Source organism: Acinetobacter shaoyimingii (genome assembly GCF_011578045.1).
In the GTDB taxonomy this organism is placed as follows: domain Bacteria; phylum Pseudomonadota; class Gammaproteobacteria; order Pseudomonadales; family Moraxellaceae; genus Acinetobacter; species Acinetobacter shaoyimingii.
This window is the reverse complement of record NZ_CP049801.1, coordinates 216,535-235,271: the sequence shown is the minus strand read 5'-3', so window position 1 is coordinate 235,271 and position 18,737 is coordinate 216,535. Positions and strand designations below refer to the sequence as shown.

The 18,737-nt window shown below is 39.4% G+C and carries 14 protein-coding genes; 6 read left to right on the top strand and 8 right to left on the bottom strand.

The window, feature by feature from the left end; genetic code table 11:
• The first annotated feature begins 85 nt into the window (after positions 1 to 85).
• Complete coding sequence (locus G8E00_RS01090) at positions 86 to 3,574, top strand: hybrid sensor histidine kinase/response regulator (protein WP_166008795.1); 3,489 nt, start codon at positions 86 to 88, stop codon at positions 3,572 to 3,574.
• 433 nt (positions 3,575 to 4,007) lie between these two features.
• Positions 4,008 to 4,775, top strand: a complete 768-nt coding sequence (locus G8E00_RS01085; RefSeq protein WP_166008796.1) for a hypothetical protein — start codon at positions 4,008 to 4,010, stop codon at positions 4,773 to 4,775.
• Between the two features lie 83 nt (positions 4,776 to 4,858).
• Here G8E00_RS01085 and G8E00_RS01080 read toward each other — a convergent pair whose 3' ends face one another.
• Entirely contained in the window at positions 4,859 to 5,509 is a 651-nt protein-coding gene (locus G8E00_RS01080) for a response regulator (RefSeq protein ID WP_166008797.1), read from the bottom strand.
• A gap of 374 nt (positions 5,510 to 5,883) precedes the next feature.
• Between G8E00_RS01080 and msuE the strand changes: the two genes are divergently transcribed.
• Together msuE and sfnG are read left to right on the top strand one after the other, a co-directional pair.
• The gene (msuE, locus tag G8E00_RS01075) at positions 5,884 to 6,618 is read left to right on the top strand and encodes an FMN reductase (protein ID WP_166008798.1); all 735 of its coding nucleotides are present in this window, start codon (positions 5,884 to 5,886) and stop codon (positions 6,616 to 6,618) included.
• 29 nt (positions 6,619 to 6,647) lie between these two features.
• On the top strand, positions 6,648 to 7,757 hold the full coding sequence (gene sfnG / locus G8E00_RS01070) for a dimethylsulfone monooxygenase SfnG (protein ID WP_166008799.1): 1,110 nt from the start codon (positions 6,648 to 6,650) through the stop codon (positions 7,755 to 7,757).
• A gap of 79 nt (positions 7,758 to 7,836) precedes the next feature.
• Here sfnG and G8E00_RS01065 read toward each other — a convergent pair whose 3' ends face one another.
• On the bottom strand, positions 7,837 to 7,950 hold the full coding sequence (locus tag G8E00_RS01065; protein WP_166009012.1) for a hypothetical protein: 114 nt from the start codon (positions 7,948 to 7,950) through the stop codon (positions 7,837 to 7,839).
• Between the two features lie 235 nt (positions 7,951 to 8,185).
• On the opposite strand from G8E00_RS01065, the gene G8E00_RS01060 reads away from it, so the two are divergent.
• On the top strand, positions 8,186 to 9,055 hold the full coding sequence (locus G8E00_RS01060; protein WP_166221390.1) for an IS982 family transposase: 870 nt from the start codon (positions 8,186 to 8,188) through the stop codon (positions 9,053 to 9,055).
• Positions 9,056 to 9,192: 137 nt separating this feature from the next.
• Here G8E00_RS01060 and G8E00_RS01055 read toward each other — a convergent pair whose 3' ends face one another.
• The 3 genes from G8E00_RS01055 to acs form a co-directional block, all read right to left on the bottom strand.
• Positions 9,193 to 9,981, bottom strand: a complete 789-nt coding sequence (locus G8E00_RS01055; protein ID WP_166221419.1) for a putative porin — start codon at positions 9,979 to 9,981, stop codon at positions 9,193 to 9,195.
• A 645-nt stretch (positions 9,982 to 10,626) separates the two neighbouring features.
• Entirely contained in the window at positions 10,627 to 11,808 is a 1,182-nt protein-coding gene (locus G8E00_RS01050; protein ID WP_166008801.1) for an acyl-CoA dehydrogenase family protein, read from the bottom strand.
• Between the two features lie 155 nt (positions 11,809 to 11,963).
• Positions 11,964 to 13,910, bottom strand: coding sequence for an acetate--CoA ligase (gene acs / locus G8E00_RS01045; protein WP_166008802.1), 1,947 nt, complete (start codon positions 13,908 to 13,910; stop codon positions 11,964 to 11,966).
• 510 nt (positions 13,911 to 14,420) lie between these two features.
• On the opposite strand from acs, the gene G8E00_RS01040 reads away from it, so the two are divergent.
• Positions 14,421 to 15,407, top strand: coding sequence for a mechanosensitive ion channel family protein (locus G8E00_RS01040; RefSeq protein ID WP_166221417.1), 987 nt, complete (start codon positions 14,421 to 14,423; stop codon positions 15,405 to 15,407).
• On the opposite strand, the gene G8E00_RS01035 is transcribed toward G8E00_RS01040, so the two are convergent.
• The 3 genes from G8E00_RS01035 to G8E00_RS01025 all read right to left on the bottom strand — a co-directional run bounded on the left by G8E00_RS01035 (position 15,384) and on the right by G8E00_RS01025 (position 18,724).
• A complete protein-coding gene (locus G8E00_RS01035; protein WP_166221415.1) occupies positions 15,384 to 16,103 on the bottom strand; it encodes a 16S rRNA (uracil(1498)-N(3))-methyltransferase in 720 nt (239 codons plus the stop codon). The genes G8E00_RS01040 and G8E00_RS01035 overlap by 24 nt on opposite strands.
• 111 nt (positions 16,104 to 16,214) lie before the next feature.
• A complete protein-coding gene (locus G8E00_RS01030; RefSeq protein WP_166221412.1) occupies positions 16,215 to 17,501 on the bottom strand; it encodes a 3-deoxy-D-manno-octulosonic acid transferase in 1,287 nt (428 codons plus the stop codon).
• Positions 17,502 to 17,644: 143 nt separating this feature from the next.
• Positions 17,645 to 18,724, bottom strand: coding sequence for an alkene reductase (locus tag G8E00_RS01025; protein ID WP_166221410.1), 1,080 nt, complete (start codon positions 18,722 to 18,724; stop codon positions 17,645 to 17,647).
• Between the last annotated feature and the right edge of the window lie 13 nt (positions 18,725 to 18,737).

Genomic DNA, 18,737 nt, shown 5'->3' with positions numbered 1-18,737 from the left:
CTTTGGTCGTTAAAAAATGATCAATTTGAACGACAGCGTCCATGGATGCGTTATCATATTTCTAGATTCTTAAGCCGTAGTCATTATGAATAGTTGGTTGGTCATTGGGGTACTTGCCCTTTACATCTTGATTCTCTTTATTTGTGCTTTTTTTGGGGAAAAGCATGCCAGTCGTCTGAGTACGCGTGGCCGCATGCTATTGTTCAGTTTGACTTTAGGTGTTTACTGTTCCTCTTGGACTTTTTACGGTGCAACAGGTGCTGCAGTTCGTGAAGGCATCATTTTTATGCCTATTTATTTGGGTCCTTTGCTGTTTGTCTGGTTTGGATATGATATTTGGCGCCGACTTGGACGGGTAAGACAGCATCATGCCATTTCATCTATTGCTGACTTTGTCGCAGCCCGTTACGGCAAAAGCGGGACCTTAGCATCATTGGTCACGATTCTTGCCGTTATTGCCATTATTCCTTATTTAGCGCTGCAACTACGTGCCATTGCACTGAGTGCATCCGTGATCCTCGATCAACAATCCGGGGTCGAAAGCACCACAAATGGGGTGTTATTTCTAACAGGTTTACTGGCGATTTTAGCCATGACATTCGGCACCAGACAAATTGCCAATACTGAACAACATGGCGGTTTGATGTTGGCTGTTGCCTTTGAATCCTTCGTCAAACTCTTTGCACTATTAAGTGTAGCCCTGTTCTTTATGTTTGATGCCCCTGAAAATATCACACAAATATCACGTGACATGGCACATACTTTTAAAGAAGTGCAATTGTTTGGGGTTCCAGAAACGTTTTGGGTTCAGACCTTATTGGCAGGCTTAGCCATTATTTGTTTACCTCGTCAATTTCATGTGGCGGTCGTTGAACTGCGCGATGAAAAACATATTCGTGGTGCACGCAGATGGTTTGCGACTTACTTAATTTTGACTGTTTTTGCGATCATTCCTATTGCCAGTTGGACGCTTCATGCTGCACCGCAATATGTCAGCATCCCAGATGTCGCAGTGTTGTCATTACCTTTAAGCTATAACCAAGATTGGTTGACATTGCTCGCATTTTTAGGCGGATTTTCAGCATCTACAGGTATGCTATTAGTGTCTTCTGTGGCTCTGTCCATCATGCTCAGTAATGACTTAATTATGCCTGCAATGTGGAGGTTTGGCTTAATTTCAAGACATGATAAACGTCTTCCTCAATTGCTTAAATTTACACGCCGAATTTGTATCTTGGTGGTGATGTTACTGGGTTATTTGTTCTTTACTTTCTTTAATGACATTGACCAACTCTCAGTATTTGGTTTACTGGCATTTAGTGCGGTTGCTCAGTTTTCACCTGCTTTGATTGGCGGGTTGTACTGGCGTGGCGGCAGTCGTCAAGGGGTCTATGCTGGCCTTTTAGTCGGTTTTGGCATGTGGAGTTATACGCTTCTTCTACCGACTATACTGCGTAGTTTCCCTCACCAATACACCGACCTTGTCCATTCTTTCCTGATGAATGGTCCTTTTGGTTTCAGCTGGTTACGTCCAGAAGCGTTATTTGGATTTGAATCATTTGCTCCACTTACGCATGGAGTAACATGGTCATTGGGGCTGAATATTATTTTATATATTTGGATTTCAAGAATTTACCGACCAAGTATTGCGGAACAAATTCAAGCAGAAAGCTTCTTCTACTATGAAACCAAACCCCTGCCTGCACAAAGTGCAAGTAATGAAATCCAATATTTACAACATGATGTTGCACGTCTTAAAGTTGGTGATTTAATTGCTTTAGCAAAACGCATCACAGGTGAAGGCCCTGCAAATCATGCATTTCAACAATTCTGCACATTGAACAATGTTGAACTCAATGAAAATAGCAGTGCCAACGGCATGTGGTGGCGATTTACAGAACAATATTTGGCAGGCACCATTGGTTCAGCTTCAGCACGTACACTGTTAACCACAGCCATGGTCAATAATGGTTTGGCTTTAGGACAAGTCGCGAATATTCTCGACCAAGCGTCTCAATGGCAACGTTTTAATCAAAATCTGATTATGACCATGATCGACCATATGACCCAAGGGGTCAGTGTAGTCGATGAAAATATGTGTCTGGTCGCTTGGAATAATCAATATTTAGTGCTGTTCGATTATCCAAAAGATTTGGTCTATGTCGGTTGCCCAATTGCAGATCTGATTCGTTATAACGCTGAGCGCGGTGAATGTGGTCCTGGTTCAGTTGAAGAACATGTTCGCAAACGTATTCACTGGATGAAAGTCGGAAGCTCACATGAATTTGAACGCATTCGTAAGGATGGTCGCGTGATTCAAATGCGTGGCAATCCAATTGAAGGTGGTGGCTTTGTTACAACATTTGCAGACATTACTGCATTCCGTGAAAATGAAGCGATTCTTGAAGGGCGTGTTAAAGACCGTACTCAACAGTTGGCCAATGCATTAACTGAACAACAATTGGCACGTGAACAAGCCGACAAAGCCAATATGTCAAAAAGTCGATTTATTGCCGCTGCCAGTCACGATCTATTGCAACCTATGCATGCAGCACGATTATTTAGTACTGCATTGGAACAAAGCATTCAAAGTGATGAAGACCGTTTGACCTTGCAACAGCTTGACCGTGCATTGCATGGGGCTGAAAGTATGTTGTCTGCGCTATTGGATATTGCCCGTTTAGAGGGCGGTACGATTCAGCCAAAACGCCAATCGTACCCACTTCATGACTTACTCAGTGATTTAGAATTGCAGTTTAAATCCATTGCTGCACAACGTGGTATTCAGTTTAAAGTGCATGATGTGAAGTTTTGGTTAGATACCGATCCTCAGTGGATACGTCGTATTATTCAAAACTTTGTTAGTAATGCATTACGATACACGGCTAAAGGTCGTATCTTGGTGGGTGTTTTACGTAGCGCAAGTCGCCCAAACTACATTCGTATTGGGGTATGGGATACAGGTCCAGGCATTGCGGAAGAACAACGCATGAAACTTTTCCAAGAGTTTGAACGTTGTGGACACACGTCTCCTTGGGGTGAGCAAGGTTTAGGTTTAGGTCTCGCAATTGTACAACGAATGACCAGTCTTTTAGATTATCCAGTGCATGTATATTCAGAACTCGGACATGGTTCGTGTTTTATGATTGAAGTTCCTATCGTTGAAGCCCCTAAAGTTGTGGCAGCGCCTGTGCAAGCTGTTCCGCTTAAAACCAAGGCTTATAAAGTGCTTTGTCTAGATAATGATGAAACCATTTTAGAAGGTATGACAACCCTACTGAGCAAATGGGGTTATCAAGTCTTTAAGGCCACTGAACCTGATCAAGCGTTAGAAATTGTACAACGTGAAAATATTCAAGTTTGGTTAGTCGATCAGCATTTGAATCACAATAAACTGGGATTGGACTTTATCTTGCAACATCGTATGGACAATGTTCCTATTGCGTTGATTACAGCAGATTCTGACCCTGAACTGCCTGAACGCTTAAAAGAGTTAAATATTGTTTTACTGAAAAAACCATTAAAACCAGCATCGTTAAGAGCATGGTTGTCGGGTTTAAAAATCTCAAAATAGAATAATTTTCTATTCAATTTTGAAATATTTATAGCCTGTGATGCTTTACGCACCACAGGCTATTTTTATACAAAATGTGACCCAATTACACAGTGCTTTGCTGTTTTTTAATGCCAATATGCAAAAGTAATCAAAAAATGCATTTCTCAATCCCGCTCAAATGACCAAAATGTTCATTTAACTCTTTTCTATGGCAAAGTTGTCCAAGACGTAAGAAAACATATCAAATAGTCAGTTACAATTTTTACAACAAATTGATTTTTAATTATTTTATTCTGTTTTGATGATTTTTTAAACTTTAGTCTTATTCATATTGCATTCTTTATATCTCATAAAATAAGCGAGTAGATTTTAAAACATTTGATTTTACTTTCGAAGGCATGCGTGCCTCACCCCACACCATATATTACGAAGATTCGAAAAAGGAGTCGTCATGAATATTTCACAAACTGTTCCACACGGTTTAGATCGCACACAACAATTTCACAAACTTTATAGTGCAAATGCCATTTTGCCAGAAATTCATTGGCAGACATTATTTCCAAATAGCAAGCTGAAAGAAGAGCAACTTCAAGCACTCGATACACTTTATCAAAGTGCTGTGCCTTTGGCCCTACAGGTCTTCGATAGTTTAAAATTTGATGTATTTTCACCTGCAGCCTATCAGCCTCAAGGTTTAGGCTTATTTGATAAATTGGCGCAACAAGAAGGAAAATTGATCGCAGCATTACAGTCTGAAAGTGAAAATTTAAATGAACATATTCGCCATCAAATTTGGAGTATGTTATTGCGTGGTGGTGCAGTGCTTGTCTTTAAAGCATGGCTAGGCAAAGTTAAAACGGGTAAAGATGCTCTCGATATGACCCAATTCGATGAAATTTCTGATTTACTCTTTATTAAAACAGCACCTAAACAATTAGCTCAGCACTTGAATGTAGACCCAAATGCTGATTTTGATCACATTTTCCTCATGTATGGCAATGAAGTCTTCCTTGACCGTTTTAATAGTTTAGAAACGGCAGCGCTATTCGTCGATCTAGGCGTTTATGACGCTGCTTATTTAAGCTTGCGTGATGACCGTGTGGAAGACTATCTAAAAATCAAAGGTTATGTCACTCAAGAACAAATCGATGATTTAAAATGTGCACTCAATCCTTTGGGATGCCCCGATTTAATGGCTAAACAGGATTGCTTGGCTTAAGAAGTATTTCGTAATTATTCAAATATTTAGATGATAAAAAGACCTCAATAGAGGTCTTTTTTACTTATTCATTACAGGAAATCTTATACACGCTTTTCTTCAATATTCAGTGCATTAATCGCTAAAACGGCTTGAGTACGATTCTGCACACCAAGTTTACGGAAAATTGCAGTGACATGCGCTTTAATGGTGGCTTCAGACACTTCTAATTCATAAGCAATTTGCTTATTCAATAAACCTTCAGCAACCATCATTAAGACACGGAATTGCTGTGGGGTTAAAGACTGAATACGTTCAGCCAAAGCTGTTTCATCTGCAGCACGCGGATCAAAGTTAAGATTTGCAGGTAAGTTTGGTGGTAACCAAATATCCCCTTCTAAAACTTGTCGAATGGCTTCACCAATATGGCTTGGGTGTGCAGATTTTGGAATATATCCCATTGCACCATGCGCAATTGAACGTTGGATGATGGACACTTCTTCATGTGCTGACACCACGATAATAGGTAGCAACGGATATTGTGCACGCACATGAACCAAAGCAGAGAAACCAGAAGCTCCAGGTAAGTTCAAATCAAGAAGAACTAAATCGGGTTCTGGACCTTTTTCAAGTCGTTCATAAAACTCATTTACAGCAGCAGTTTCATGAATTTGAGCTTGCGGTAAGCTGTAACGTACGGCTTGGATTAAAGCATGACGAAACAGTGGATGATCATCAACGATTAAAATATTCATAAGCGAGGTGAGAGATCTCTAGCACAATCTGCATTTTAACTGCGCAATTGCTGTTAAGGATACATAAATATTGGTTAATTTTAGCAGATTTTATCAGTTTCTCTGTTAAATCATCATTTATGTGTGTGATTACCGCATTTTATGATAAGTACATCTATTTTAAATATAAAATTTATAACAAAACATGCTTAGCATATTCTTTGAAAATATATCTTTAATATTCATCTGGTTATCATAAAGATTATAAAAGAAAGTTAAATTTTAATCTTTTATATGAAAAACAGATAATTAATTTTAATTTGCTTATTTTACAGAATATAGGAAATGTAGATTAATAAGACCTATCCGAGATACATTTAAATTTAGGTTTCATCATGTCTACTGAACAACAAAAACCATTAAATATCGTTGCTGTATCAGGTGGTTTAAACCACCCATCTAAAACAGAAGCTTTAGTTCAAGCGATTTTAGATGAGCTAGGTGATGCAACGGCTATTAATGTACATTTCATTAAGTTCAGTGAAATTGGGCATCTTTTAGGTGGTGCAATTTACCGTAATCAACTGCCTCAACGTGTTCAAGATGATCTTGCTGCTGTAGAAGCTGCTGATGCGCTTATCGTAGGCACACCTGTTTATCGTGCATCTTTCACAGGTCTATTTAAGCATTTCTTCGACTTTGTTGAACAAACTGCACTTGTTGATGTACCTGTATTACTTGCAGCATCAGGTGGTAGTGACCGTCATGCGCTCGTACTTGAACATCAATTACGTCCATTATTTAGTTTCTTCCAAGCACAAACACTTCCAATTGGGGTTTATGCAACTGATCGTGACTTCACACCAGAATATACGATTCACAGTGAATTCTTACGTGCACGTATTACGCTTGCTGTTGCACGTGCATTACCAATTTTAGAGTGGGCACCTGCGAAAGGTCTTCGTGCAGAAGTCGTAAAAGAAAAAACTCAACTTGCCAATCAAAGCCTTGGTATCAATAAACAAATTGAGCAAGAAGAAGTCCTTCCTTCTGCAGCTGTTCCAAGCTTAGATGCAGCGGAATCTCGTTTACATCAAAAAAATTCAGCAAATAAGTCACAAGTGGCGTAAACAATTTTAACTGAATTGGAGAGAAGACCATGACACAGATTTCAAAACAACCGATTAAATTTGCTTATTGGGTACCCAATGTCAGTGGCGGTTTAGTGGTCAGTAATATTGAGCAGCGTACAGATTGGAGTTATGACTACAATGTACGCCTTGCACAAGCTGCTGAAAAAAGTGGTTTTGAATATGCGCTGACTCAAATTCGTTTTACTGCGGGTTATAACGCAGAACATCAACACGAGTCAGTAAGTTTCAGTCATGGTATTTTAGCCAAAACTGAAACGCTGAAAGTCATTGCCGCTATTTTACCTGGCCCATGGAAACCTGCAATCGCAGCTAAACAGTTAGCAACGATTGATCATTTAACCAATGGTCGAATCGCAATTAATGTGGTGAGTGGCTGGTTCCGCGGTGAGTTTGATGCCATTGGCGAAGAATGGCCAGAGCATGATCAACGCTATGCACGCTCTGAAGAATTTATTCGCTCACTCAAAGGTGTTTGGACTGAGAATAACTTCAGTTTTGATGGTAAGTTTTACCAATTTAAAGATTACACGCTCAGCCCAAAACCTGTGCAAAAACCGCATATCGAAATTTTCCAAGGTGGGAGTTCACGTGCTGCACGTGACATGGCTTCCCGTGTTTCTGATTGGTACTTTACCAATGGCAACACCCCTGCTGAACTGAAAAAGCAAATCGATGACATTCGTGAAAAAGCCAAAGCCAATAATCATGACGTTAAAATTGGTGTCAATGCTTTTGTCATAGCACGTGATACTGAAGAAGAAGCGAAAAAAGTGCTTCAAGACATCATTGATGGTGCCAATGTTGAAGCTGTTAAAGCTTTTGGTGATGCGACACGTGAAGCAGGTGCAGCAACAACTGAAGGTGAAGGAAACTGGGCAAAATCAACATTTGAAGACCTAGTGCAATACAACGATGGCTTCCGCACCAACTTGATTGGTACGCCACAACAGATTGCTGAACGTATCGTTGAATTAAAATCGGTTGGTGTAGATTTGGTTCTTTCAGGTTTCTTACACTTTATTGAAGAAGTGGAATACTTTGGTGAAAAAGTGTTGCCTTTAGTGCGTGAACTTGAAGAAGCCCAAAACAGTCAGATAACGGCAAAATCAGCGTAATAAAAACAAAAAGTAAATCAGGTAACACATTTCCCTTAAGGCTCGGCTTAAGGGATTTTTTTATGGCATATTGATTCGTTTATTTAAGAATAAACTCCCAAATCACATAGCCAATAAAAAAGCCAATGAATGAATAAAGCGTGATAATGAAAAATACAAAGCTGGCTTTATTTTTCTTTTTTAGATACTTCATCATGGCAAAAGTACTCTTGACTTGATTGGTGATGCTTTATTGTATCTCAATAAAACTCATATAATTCTCTAAAATTGATTTTTTTAATTGATATAACAGATCATTGTTCATGATATATTTTTTCAATCATTTCAGTCTATTATAACCCGAATCGCGGATAAGAAATTGACTTGAAAAATAGAAGGACTAGAGCCATCAGTTGAGTTACCACACCAAACTCACAACCCTAGTCCTAATGTTCAATAGTACCGAATTATTCTGCTTAATTGATGACTTTTTTCTACAATTTGAAGCAACTTATTGGAAATTTCTCAAGCAAGATGGCAAACTTTCAAGAATCCGAGTTGCTCAACTCAGTCTTTCAGAAATTATCTTTATTGCTATTTGGTATAAATCCTCTCATTTCACTAATTTCAAAGCCTTTTTCACTTGGTTAAAAGAAGATAAAAGCTATTTATTTAAATACTTGCCTTGCTATCAAAGGATGATTCATCTGATCAATATGCACCAATTGGCTCTACACGCTTTGCATGTGGCGCTGATGAAAGGTCAAGAAACACAATATTTATGGATTGATTCAACAACTCTGCCAGTTTGTAAAAATCAACGTATTCAACGCCATAAATCATTAGTCCAAATTGCATCACGCGGTAGAAGCTCAATGGGTTGGTTCTATGGCTGTAAATTACATATTGCGATGAATCAATTTGGTGAAATTACCTGTTCTGCTTTATCGAATGGACATGTTGCTGACATAAAAATGGTTGAGCAATTAGTTGATGGCCTAAAAGGAAAAATTTACGGGGATCGAGGCTACATCAGCCAAGAATTAAAGCGCAGGCTGCAAGTTCAAGGTATTGATTTAATTACTTATCATCGGAGGAACATGGAATCTGTTCAACTCAGTGCATCAGATGAATATCACCTAAGGCAACGCAATAAGATAGAAACATTATTCAGCTTATTGAAAGGGCAATATCATTTAGTGACGAGTAAAGCACGTAGTACTTATGGATTTCTCAGCGGAATTTATGCTTCGTTATGTGCATATCAATTAACCCATCGAAATAAGCCAACGATTCAAATTATGGAGTCATCGGCTTAAGCAGGATTCGGGTTATTATAATATCTGTAATATCCAAACATTTATATTTGGTTTCATGTTTTGCTATAGCAATTTATCGCAACACACTTGGAATTGAGCCACAGCAAATATGCTAACGTCTAAGCGCTTGAAAAACCCTAGAAATGATATCTAATGCTTAAATCAACTGAATTATAGTCATTGTCAAATTCACGACCAAATCCCACACGCCCTTCTACACTGAATTGGTGCGTCATAAATTTGCGTGCTTTAACGCCATATTCTTCAACATGATCCACATTATTACGATAATAATCAGCCCCCACACTGAATTCCTTATTTAAATAATAATCTGCCGCCAAGCGATATTCATCCAAATCACCGAACGCTACGCCCGCTTCTAGATTGACGTCTTTTCCAGCAATTTGAGTGACATATTTAGCCGCTAAAGTTGGAGATACACCACTTTCTTGATCATTATGAAATCCCTCTAAGCCTGCTGTGACAAGCAAGCCTGAAACGGGTAGATAACCCAATTGAGTTGCATAATACGTGGTATCAATATGATGATGTTTGTTCTTGGTTTTTTCAGTCTCATGATTATGCTTTAAGGATGCATTTACATAGACATTAGTATTCGGTACATACATTTCTAATGCAGCGCCATATGCATTTTCTTGGGTATTACCCTGATCAGAAAAATGCCCCTGCACACTGACATTACTGGCACGATCTAAAAAGGCACTTTCAGCGAGTGGCGAATGCCCTGCATCGACAGGATTAAAAAAGTATTTGCCATGGAGAACATACTCACTACCTGAACCACCATGATCAGGATCAACGAAACCTGCAGCTGCTTCTACTTCAGCGTGATACGTATTTGCATATGACGTTGCTGACGCCAAAACGCTCATAAGTAATAATGATGTAAAAGCAATTTTTTGCATGCAGTAATTTCCCTATTCACTCAGTTTTAAGTACGTGTACTTGATAAAGTGAAGTCTACGAGAAATACATATGTGAAAAATTAAGTGAAAATGAAGGGAGTGTTGTTTTTTAATCTATATAAATATAAGTAAGTGAATTATTAGAAATTTATTATATAAAAAAAGCGCAAAATCAATTCGCACTTTCATAAATAATCTAAAAAAATAAGGATAAATCTATCAAGGATTACAAATTGAATTCACAGATTTAAATACAGATTTTGATAAAATCAGAATAATTTTAACAATAAGGGCTGTATTCAATAGCGTTAAAAACGTATCAATGAAATTATTGTGTAAAACATTGGTCAACATAATTGAAACAACAAGTACAGAAAGAAGTACATAGAGTAATGTATTTTGTTTTTGATTTTTTAGAGGTGAAGCTTTCATACATGATCATTCATAGGGATTGCTTTAATTATACCAAAATAATCAACTTTCTATTGAATGCTAAATCATGATTTGTTTAACAAAATATGTATTCTTAAAAAATCCTCTAATAACATCAACATTTTCAACGATGTTACCATCTAAGTAAATCCATTTTTAAATCAAAAAGGTCTCTTAAATGAGACCTTTTGATTCAATTCAGCAATCCAGTGATTAGGAATAAAAGCTTGGATCTGGCACTTTTCCTGTCAGTACCCATTCGCCTACTTCTTGAAATTTATAATCAATTGGATCATGCAAGGTTTGAGTTCGCACATTACGCCAGAATCGATCTATATTGAGTTTAGCCGTTGTCGCACGTGCACCCATGACTTGGAAAATATTTTGCGTCACATATAAAGAAGTATTGGTGGCTGCAATTTTCGCTGTCGCAATTGCAATAGACACCTGACCACGCTGTTCTGCAGTTAAGTCTGCGCCAATATCCCAAGCCCATTGTAAGGTTTCAATCGCTTTATTGGCCAACAAGCGTACAGACTCCAACTGCACATAAAATTCTGCAAAATGTTTCTGGGTAAATGGATCATTAACTGCATTTTCAGCCAATGACTTTGACCATGCTTTTTGGGTTTGCACGGTTTCTTTTGCAACTTCAAAAGCACCTTCTGCGACGCCTAAAAACAGATGCACAAAAATCAGCTGTGCAATCAGCGGACGTAAACTAGAATACGGCGTACTCAGAGGCCCTGGGTTCAACAACAACTCATCTTTGTGGATTTTAACTTGTTCAAAATGGCTCGTGCCACTGTCGGTTTGACGTTGTCCCATATTGTTCCAATCGCCAAGGAAGCTCACCCCTTCACGTGCTGTTGGAATCACGCCAATCAATAATTTACCTTCATCATTAAAACCAGAACACAACAAAATATCTGAATCCATAGAGCCTGAACAAAAGCTTTTATCGCCATGAAAAACAAATTCGTTTTCAGCAACTTGTTTGGCTGTAGTGCGTTTATCCAGTGGATTTAGGGTATTCCCCCAGAACAAATTGTCTTTGGCTGATTGTTCAAACCAAGGTTGATATTGCTGCTTTTGTGAAAAAAGTTGCACAGTCGCAATAAGAAGATGGTGGAAACCATAGACATGTGCAAGAGAACTGTCCACTTGTGCAATGGTCTGTACTGTTTTAAAAATGGTTTTCCAGTCAGCTCCTTGACCACCAAACTCCTTGGGGATGGAGAGACTCAACAAACCACTTTGACGGATCAGATCACGTTCAGTCTTAGGATTCCCTCCACGCTTATCTCGTTCAGCTGCGGTTTCTGCGAAAGTTTTTGCCAGCTGTTGTGCGATTTCAATTGGAGATTGCACATTCGGATTTTGTGGAGCATTCATCGTTGTTATCCATATAGCAGTTGTCCTCAAGCTTAGCAGATTCAAGCCTTTTGACTTATATCAATGCTTGCAGTCCTTATTCCAAAAATAAAAATACCGCTATGTTCAATAGCGGTATTCCAGATAAGTATTCGTTTTTGCTTAAAAATCGAAGCCTATATATGCTGCGTGCGCACTTCACAAATCAACTGATTCACGACTTGCGGATCTGCCAATGTTGAAGTATCGCCTAATGTATCAATTTCATTGGCTGCAATCTTTCTTAAAATACGACGCATAATTTTACCCGAACGTGTTTTTGGTAAAGACGGCGCCCAATAGATTGCATCTGGTGTTGCGACAGGACCGAGTACCTTACGCACCCAAACCACCAATTCTTTACGTAACTCTTCAGATTCTGGTGTGTCTGCTTGCAAAGTGACATAGGCTGCAATCCCTTGACCTTTAATATCATGTGGCATGCCTACAACAGCCGCTTCAGCGACATGTTCATGTGCAACCAATGCACTTTCGATTTCTGCTGTACCTAAGCGGTGACCTGACACGTTCAAGACATCATCGACACGACCAGTAATCCAGTAATAGCCATCTTTGTCACGACGTGCGCCATCTCCAGTAAAATAGGTGCCTGGATAAGTCGAGAAATATGCTTCGATAAAACGCTCAGGATCGCCCCAAATCGTGCGCATTTGCCCCGGCCAAGAATCTTTAATGACCAGATTCCCTTCAGCCTCACCTTCAATTTCTTTGCCATCAGCATCGACAAGAGCTGGTTGAATACCAAAGAATGGACGTGTTGCTGAACCTGGTTTTAGGGCAGTCGCTCCCGGTAAAGGAGTAATCATGAAGCCACCTGTTTCTGTTTGCCACCATGTGTCAACAATCGGACAACGGCTTTCACCGACTACTGTGTAATACCAGTTCCATGCTTCAGGGTTAATCGGTTCACCCACAGAGCCTAGCAAACGTAGACTACTGCGGTCGCTTTCACGAATAAAAGCATCTCCCTCTCGCATCATGGCACGGATCGCTGTTGGTGCAGTATAGAGAATCGTCACGTTATGCTTATCGACAATATGTCCTGTACGTGCCCAAGTTGGATACTGAGGCACACCTTCAAACATCAATGTCGTGGTTCCATTGGATAGTGGTCCATAAAGGACATAAGAGTGCCCTGTAATCCACCCCACATCTGCTGTACACCAGAAAATATCATCTTGTTTTAAGTCAAATACTTCACGGAAAGTTGTGTTCGCAAAAGTTAAATAACCGCCTGTAGTATGTAGCACACCTTTTGGTTTTCCTGTTGAACCTGAGGTATACAATATGAACAGTGGGTCTTCTGCATTCATCGGCTCAGGCGGGCAAATATCATTGACCGTCATGATCTCCATGTGATACCACAAATCACGCCCGTCTTTCATGGTGATTGGGTTGCCTGTACGATGCACGGTAATCACATTGGTGACTGAACTGGTTCCTTCTAGCTCTAAAGCAGCATCTACATTTTCTTTAAGTGGAATAGGTTTTCCGCCACGCATACCAGAATCAGCGGTGATGATAATTTTGGCTTGGCTATCATCAATACGACTTGCCAAAGAGTCTGGCGAGAAGCCACCAAAGACCACACAATGCACAGCGCCAATCCGTGTACATGCGAGCATCGCAATGGCTGCTTCTGGCACCATTGGCATATATAGCACCACACGATCCCCTTTGGTAATGCCATTTTTCTTCAACACATTGGCAAAACGACAGACTTCATCATGCAGTTCTTCAAATGAAATAATTTTATGACGAGAAGGATGATCCCCTTCCCAAATAATCGCTGGCTTATGTGGGTGTTCTTTTAAATGACGATCTAAACAGTTTTCACTGACATTCAATTGACCATCAGCAAACCATTCGACTTTATAGTTGTCTTTATCAAAGTTGGTATTTTTGACTTGCGTGAATGGTTTAATCCAGTCCAATTTTTTCGCAGCTTCGGCCCAAAACTCATCTGGATGATCAATCGATTGCTGATAACGCTCAAAATATTGCGCCTCATTGGTTCTGGCAGTTTTTTTAAATAGCTCTGGAACTGGATAGATTTCATTCATATTTTACATCCTTGATTTATATCAATCTCATCGCGAGATTGTTTGATAATCCAACTGATCATTTTTTATCATATATCTGGAGTATGATTATACTTTAATCAATTCGACAATCATGCTTTGGTCGAATATTTAATCAAAATCTTCATTGTTCAACTGCGTTTGCATGCATTTTTCCATGTAAAAATATGCATTCATTTATCATGATGTTTTTCAATAAAATTTTTTTAAATACTGGCTTAAGATGGATAAATTGAAGCATTTTGTCGTTATCTAAAAACAACATTTTCTTACCAATTTGCTCCAAGTTGATGATCAAGCGAGATATAAACTCGCCAATCATCAATCTAAAACCACAATTAAAAATCATAAAATCACGATTTAGACATTCTTACATGATTAAAAATAACAATACATGCGTTACGTTTCACACCGCTTAGAGCTACGTTTTAAGTTTTTATTTTGTGATAATTTCAGGCAAAATAGGGCAAAAATCCTATCTACGGAAATATCGTGGCAGAACAGCAACAAAATACCTTGAGTGATGTCGCCCAAGGGACGACTCAGCTCATACATGAAGCGGGTGAAAAGACTGCAAAAACAGTGATTGCACATACCTCAAAATATAATGATGCATACACAACCATCGATAAATTTGTTGAAGGATTTTGGGAGCGCTTACCTTATATTTGTATCGCGCTGATTGTTTTTACCCTGTTTTATCTTTTTTCAAAATTATTTAAGTTTTTCGTCCGAAAAGCTTTGGCAGACCGTAGTTATACTCGACAAAACTTAGTTCTGGTTTTAAACCGTGTGGGAAGCTCAGCCATTATGTTTATTGGCTTTCTCATTGCCATGGTCATTGCCATTCCAGGCTTTACACCAGGTCAGCTAATGAGTGCTTTAGGTATTGGCTCGGTGGCCATTGGTTTCGCATTTAAAGATATTTTTCAAAACCTACTCTCAGGTATTCTAATTTTACTGGGTGAACCCTTTAAAATTGGTGATGATATTATTGTCTCAGGCATGGAAGGAACGGTTGAAGACATTCAAATCCGTGCGACATTTTTACGTTCGCCTGATGGTCGCCGTTTAGTGATTCCAAATGCGACGGTTTATACCAGCCCAATTACGGTCAATACCGCTTATCAACGTCGTCGTTGTGAGTTTGTAGTGGGTATTGGTTATGAAGATAACGTCCAAGAAGCAAAATCCATTATTTTAAAAATCATGGACAACGATCCGACTATTTTAAGCCAACCTGGCTTTATGGTGAACGTTAATGCTTTAGCAGACTTTTCGATTAATTTGAATGTCCGTTGGTGGGTTGATACCACAGAAACAACAACTGCAGCATCAATCAGTTCTGTTCAAGAACAAGTGATTCAAGCATTTGCAGAACACAATATTTCCATTCCTTACCCTGTACAAGAAGTAAAAGTGTACCGTGGAAATGAGGGTGATGATCTGTCTGAATCAGGTCGTGCTAACGCTAAATAAGCGTCCCAATACGTAAGGAATTACGGTTTCTGTTCGAATAATTCGGCTGCCTAAGCTCACTGCTTGGCAGCCGTTTTTCCTGAGCAAATCAATTTCATAAGGAATGTAGCCACCTTCCGGCCCAATCAAAAGTGTACATGCATGATCAATGGCAAATGGCATGACTTTTTCAGCATAGGGATGGGCAACAAAAGCAGGTTTATTGTCTGAAATCATGGTAGGCAAAACATCTTCAACAAAAGGTTTAAAGCGCTTATAAATTTCAATTTGTGGTGCAATGGTATCGCCAGCTTGTTCTAAGCCCAATGTCACATATTGATCCAGTTGCTGTAAAAAGGGGGTTTGCCAATAACTTTTATCAACACGATAACTGTGCAGTAAAATGATTTTTTCCACGCCTAAGGTGACACTGTCCATAATTAGACGACGTAACACTTTTGGACGTGGCATTGCGACGATTAAAGTCACGGGTAATTTTGCAGGTACAGACTCTTCCTGAATTGGCTTTACGCAAATTGCCGTTTCTGATATTTCCACGATTTTAGTGAGATAGCGTTTTCCATTTTTGATGCCAACTTTCAACGTATCACCAGCTTTAACGTCAAGATGCGTATGTAGATGTTCCAATTGGCGTGCTGATGTAATCGACCAAATTTCTGATTCAGTTTGTCGCGGATCCAATAAAACGATATTCATAACAGCCCATGAGACTCTAAACAATATTGGATATGCCGTGGCGTATCAAAAGTGAGTACAAGCCTACGCAAATTCATTTAAATTCCTTACTTAGAGGCTGTACTGTGGCAATTATACGTTCAAATACTGATCTAGCGCTTGAATATGTTTTGCTAAAGAACCTGAATTTTTTTGCATAATGACTTTTGCATTTTTGGCAATCACTGCTGCGGACTCAGGTTGCTGTAAGTATTGCATCAACAATTGAGCAACTAGCTCAGAATCTTGTCCCACTGCAACAGCATTGGCATTTAGAAACTCATCGACAATGGTTTGGAAATTAAAATAATTTGGACCAATCACCGTCGGTACCTCTAAAGCGATTGGCTCTAAAATATTATGGCCACCGCCGGGTTCATTCAACGACCCACCGACAAAACAAACATTGGTTAAGGCATACCAAAGCCACATTTCACCCATCGAGTCAGCTAAATACACGTGAGTATCTGCTTGTATAGACTCATTTAAACTACGGCGCTGTGTATTTAGGCCTAAACCTTGCGCTACTTTAAAGACTTCATCAAAACGTTCTGGATGACGAGGCACCACAATCACCAATAACGATGGATCTTGCGCTAAATATGATTTTAATCCTTGTAATAATTTCTGCTCTTCTGGTGCATGCGTACTAGCAAGGGTAATGATTTTTCTCGTTGCTAAATGCCAATCTCGTTTTAATTGTGTCGCTTTATCTATAAAGATTTGCGGTGCATGAATATCGAACTTGATACTACCCACTACATGGCTATTTTGTTGTTTCGCACCGAGTTCGATAAACCGAGTTAAAGAAGCTTGATCTTGCGCCAATAGTTGCTGTAAGCCTTTTAACATTGGCACAGTTAAACTTGGTACTTTGCCATAGCCTTTGGCTGATTTCTCAGATAACCGAGCATTGACTAAAACACAGGGCACTTGGCTTTGATTGGCTTGTGCTATCAAGTTTGGCCATAGCTCCGTTTCAACCAAAACCAACATTTTCGGCTGATACTTTTTAAAAAAATCTGCAATCAGTTTTTTCTGATCCGCAGGCAAATATACTGCCTGAAACAAGGTTTCATAAGGCGCTTTTAAAAATAAGGATTTCGCTCTTGCTTGCCCGGTTTTGGTGGTATTGGTGACGAGTACAGGATGTCCCAACTTCAAATAATGCTCTATCAGAGGTTGAGCAGCATTGGTCTCGCCCACTGACACCACATGAAACCAAATAGCCTGTACATTTTTTACAGGTTGAAATGGACCAAAACGCTCGAGGCATTCTTGTTGAAATTGTTGTTCATCGACAGCACGTTTTTTAATACGCCATTTATACAAAGGTTTTAAAAGTGCAAGTGCTGCGTTATACCACAATGGCGTCGTCAAGAAATACCTCGAACTCGTATTCATCAATCTTGGTGTCAGGCATCATCAATACATTGAAAACGGCATATTCACAGCCCAATATGTGAAACAACCCTTTTCAAAATCTAAAGATCCTGATGCCCTACACATCATTTTAATCTCAGTTATTCAGCGTGCGCTAAACTTTCTGATAAATAAGGATAATCAATATACCCTTCTGCCACATTGGTTCCAATCATGGTTTCAAACTTTATTTCATTCAATGGCGCATCTTGGACTAAACGCTCATACAAATCTGGATTTGAAATATAGGCTTTACCAAAAGACACTGCATCAGCTTGACCACTTTGCAATAAATCCAAAGCATCTTCACGACTGAGTTTCATATTGGCAATATATGGCACACCACCAGAGCGCTGTTTCATATCTTGGGAAATACTGTCTTCTGCAAGATATTCACGGGTAAAGAAAAAGGCAATTTTGCGTTTACCCAGTTCTTCTAAGGCATAACCAAAAGTTTCACGTGGATCTTCATCGCCCATATCGTGCTCATCACCACGTGGTGCTAAATGCACACCGACACGACCTGCACCCCATACTTCAATCAATGCATCAACCACTTCCAATAAGAATCGTGCTCTATTTTCAACAGATCCACCATAAATATCATCACGTTGGTTGGTTTTACTTTGAAGAAATTGATCGATCAAGTAACCATTGGCTGCATGAAGTTCAACACCATCAAAGCCTGCTTCTTTAGCTCGAATCGCTGCTTGCTTATATTGCTCCGTAATTGCATGAATTTCAGCAATTTCAAGCGGACGAGGTATCACAAATTCACGTTTTGGACGAAGCAAACTGACAAAGCCTGCCTGTTTTACTGCACTCGCCGAAACAGGTGTTTCGCCGTTGAGCAAATCAGGATGAGAGACACGGCCCACATGCCAAATTTGCGCAACAATCAAACCATCTTTGGCATGCACGGCATCTGTAACCACTTTCCAGCCTTGTACGTGTGCATCGTTAAATAACCCCGGCGTATTTTCATAACCATTGGCTTGTTCAGAGATGACCGTTGCTTCAGAAATAATTAAACCTGCTGATGCACGCTGAGCGTAATACTCAGCCATCATCGGAGTCGGCACACGATCTGGTGTCGCACGACTACGCGTTAAAGGTGCCATCACGACACGATTTTTAAGTTTTAGCTCGCCAAATTGAATTGGGCTTGAAAAATCAGTCATTGCTTATTCCTTA

Excerpts from the sequence above, each read along its gene's own strand:
- G8E00_RS01090 (WP_166008795.1), top strand. The coding sequence starts at position 86 with ATGAATAGTTGGTTGGTCATTGGGGTACTTGCCCTTTACATCTTGATT.
- G8E00_RS01085 (WP_166008796.1), top strand. The coding sequence starts at position 4,008 with ATGAATATTTCACAAACTGTTCCACACGGTTTAGATCGCACACAACAA.
- G8E00_RS01080 (WP_166008797.1), bottom strand. The coding sequence starts at position 5,509 with ATGAATATTTTAATCGTTGATGATCATCCACTGTTTCGTCATGCTTTA.
- msuE (WP_166008798.1), top strand. The coding sequence starts at position 5,884 with ATGTCTACTGAACAACAAAAACCATTAAATATCGTTGCTGTATCAGGT.
- sfnG (WP_166008799.1), top strand. The coding sequence starts at position 6,648 with ATGACACAGATTTCAAAACAACCGATTAAATTTGCTTATTGGGTACCC.
- G8E00_RS01065 (WP_166009012.1), bottom strand. The coding sequence starts at position 7,950 with ATGAAGTATCTAAAAAAGAAAAATAAAGCCAGCTTTGTATTTTTCATT.
- G8E00_RS01060 (WP_166221390.1), top strand. The coding sequence starts at position 8,186 with ATGTTCAATAGTACCGAATTATTCTGCTTAATTGATGACTTTTTTCTA.
- G8E00_RS01055 (WP_166221419.1), bottom strand. The coding sequence starts at position 9,981 with ATGCAAAAAATTGCTTTTACATCATTATTACTTATGAGCGTTTTGGCG.
- G8E00_RS01050 (WP_166008801.1), bottom strand. The coding sequence starts at position 11,808 with ATGAATGCTCCACAAAATCCGAATGTGCAATCTCCAATTGAAATCGCA.
- acs (WP_166008802.1), bottom strand. The coding sequence starts at position 13,910 with ATGAATGAAATCTATCCAGTTCCAGAGCTATTTAAAAAAACTGCCAGA.
- G8E00_RS01035 (WP_166221415.1), bottom strand. The coding sequence starts at position 16,103 with ATGAATATCGTTTTATTGGATCCGCGACAAACTGAATCAGAAATTTGG.
- G8E00_RS01025 (WP_166221410.1), bottom strand. The coding sequence starts at position 18,724 with ATGACTGATTTTTCAAGCCCAATTCAATTTGGCGAGCTAAAACTTAAA.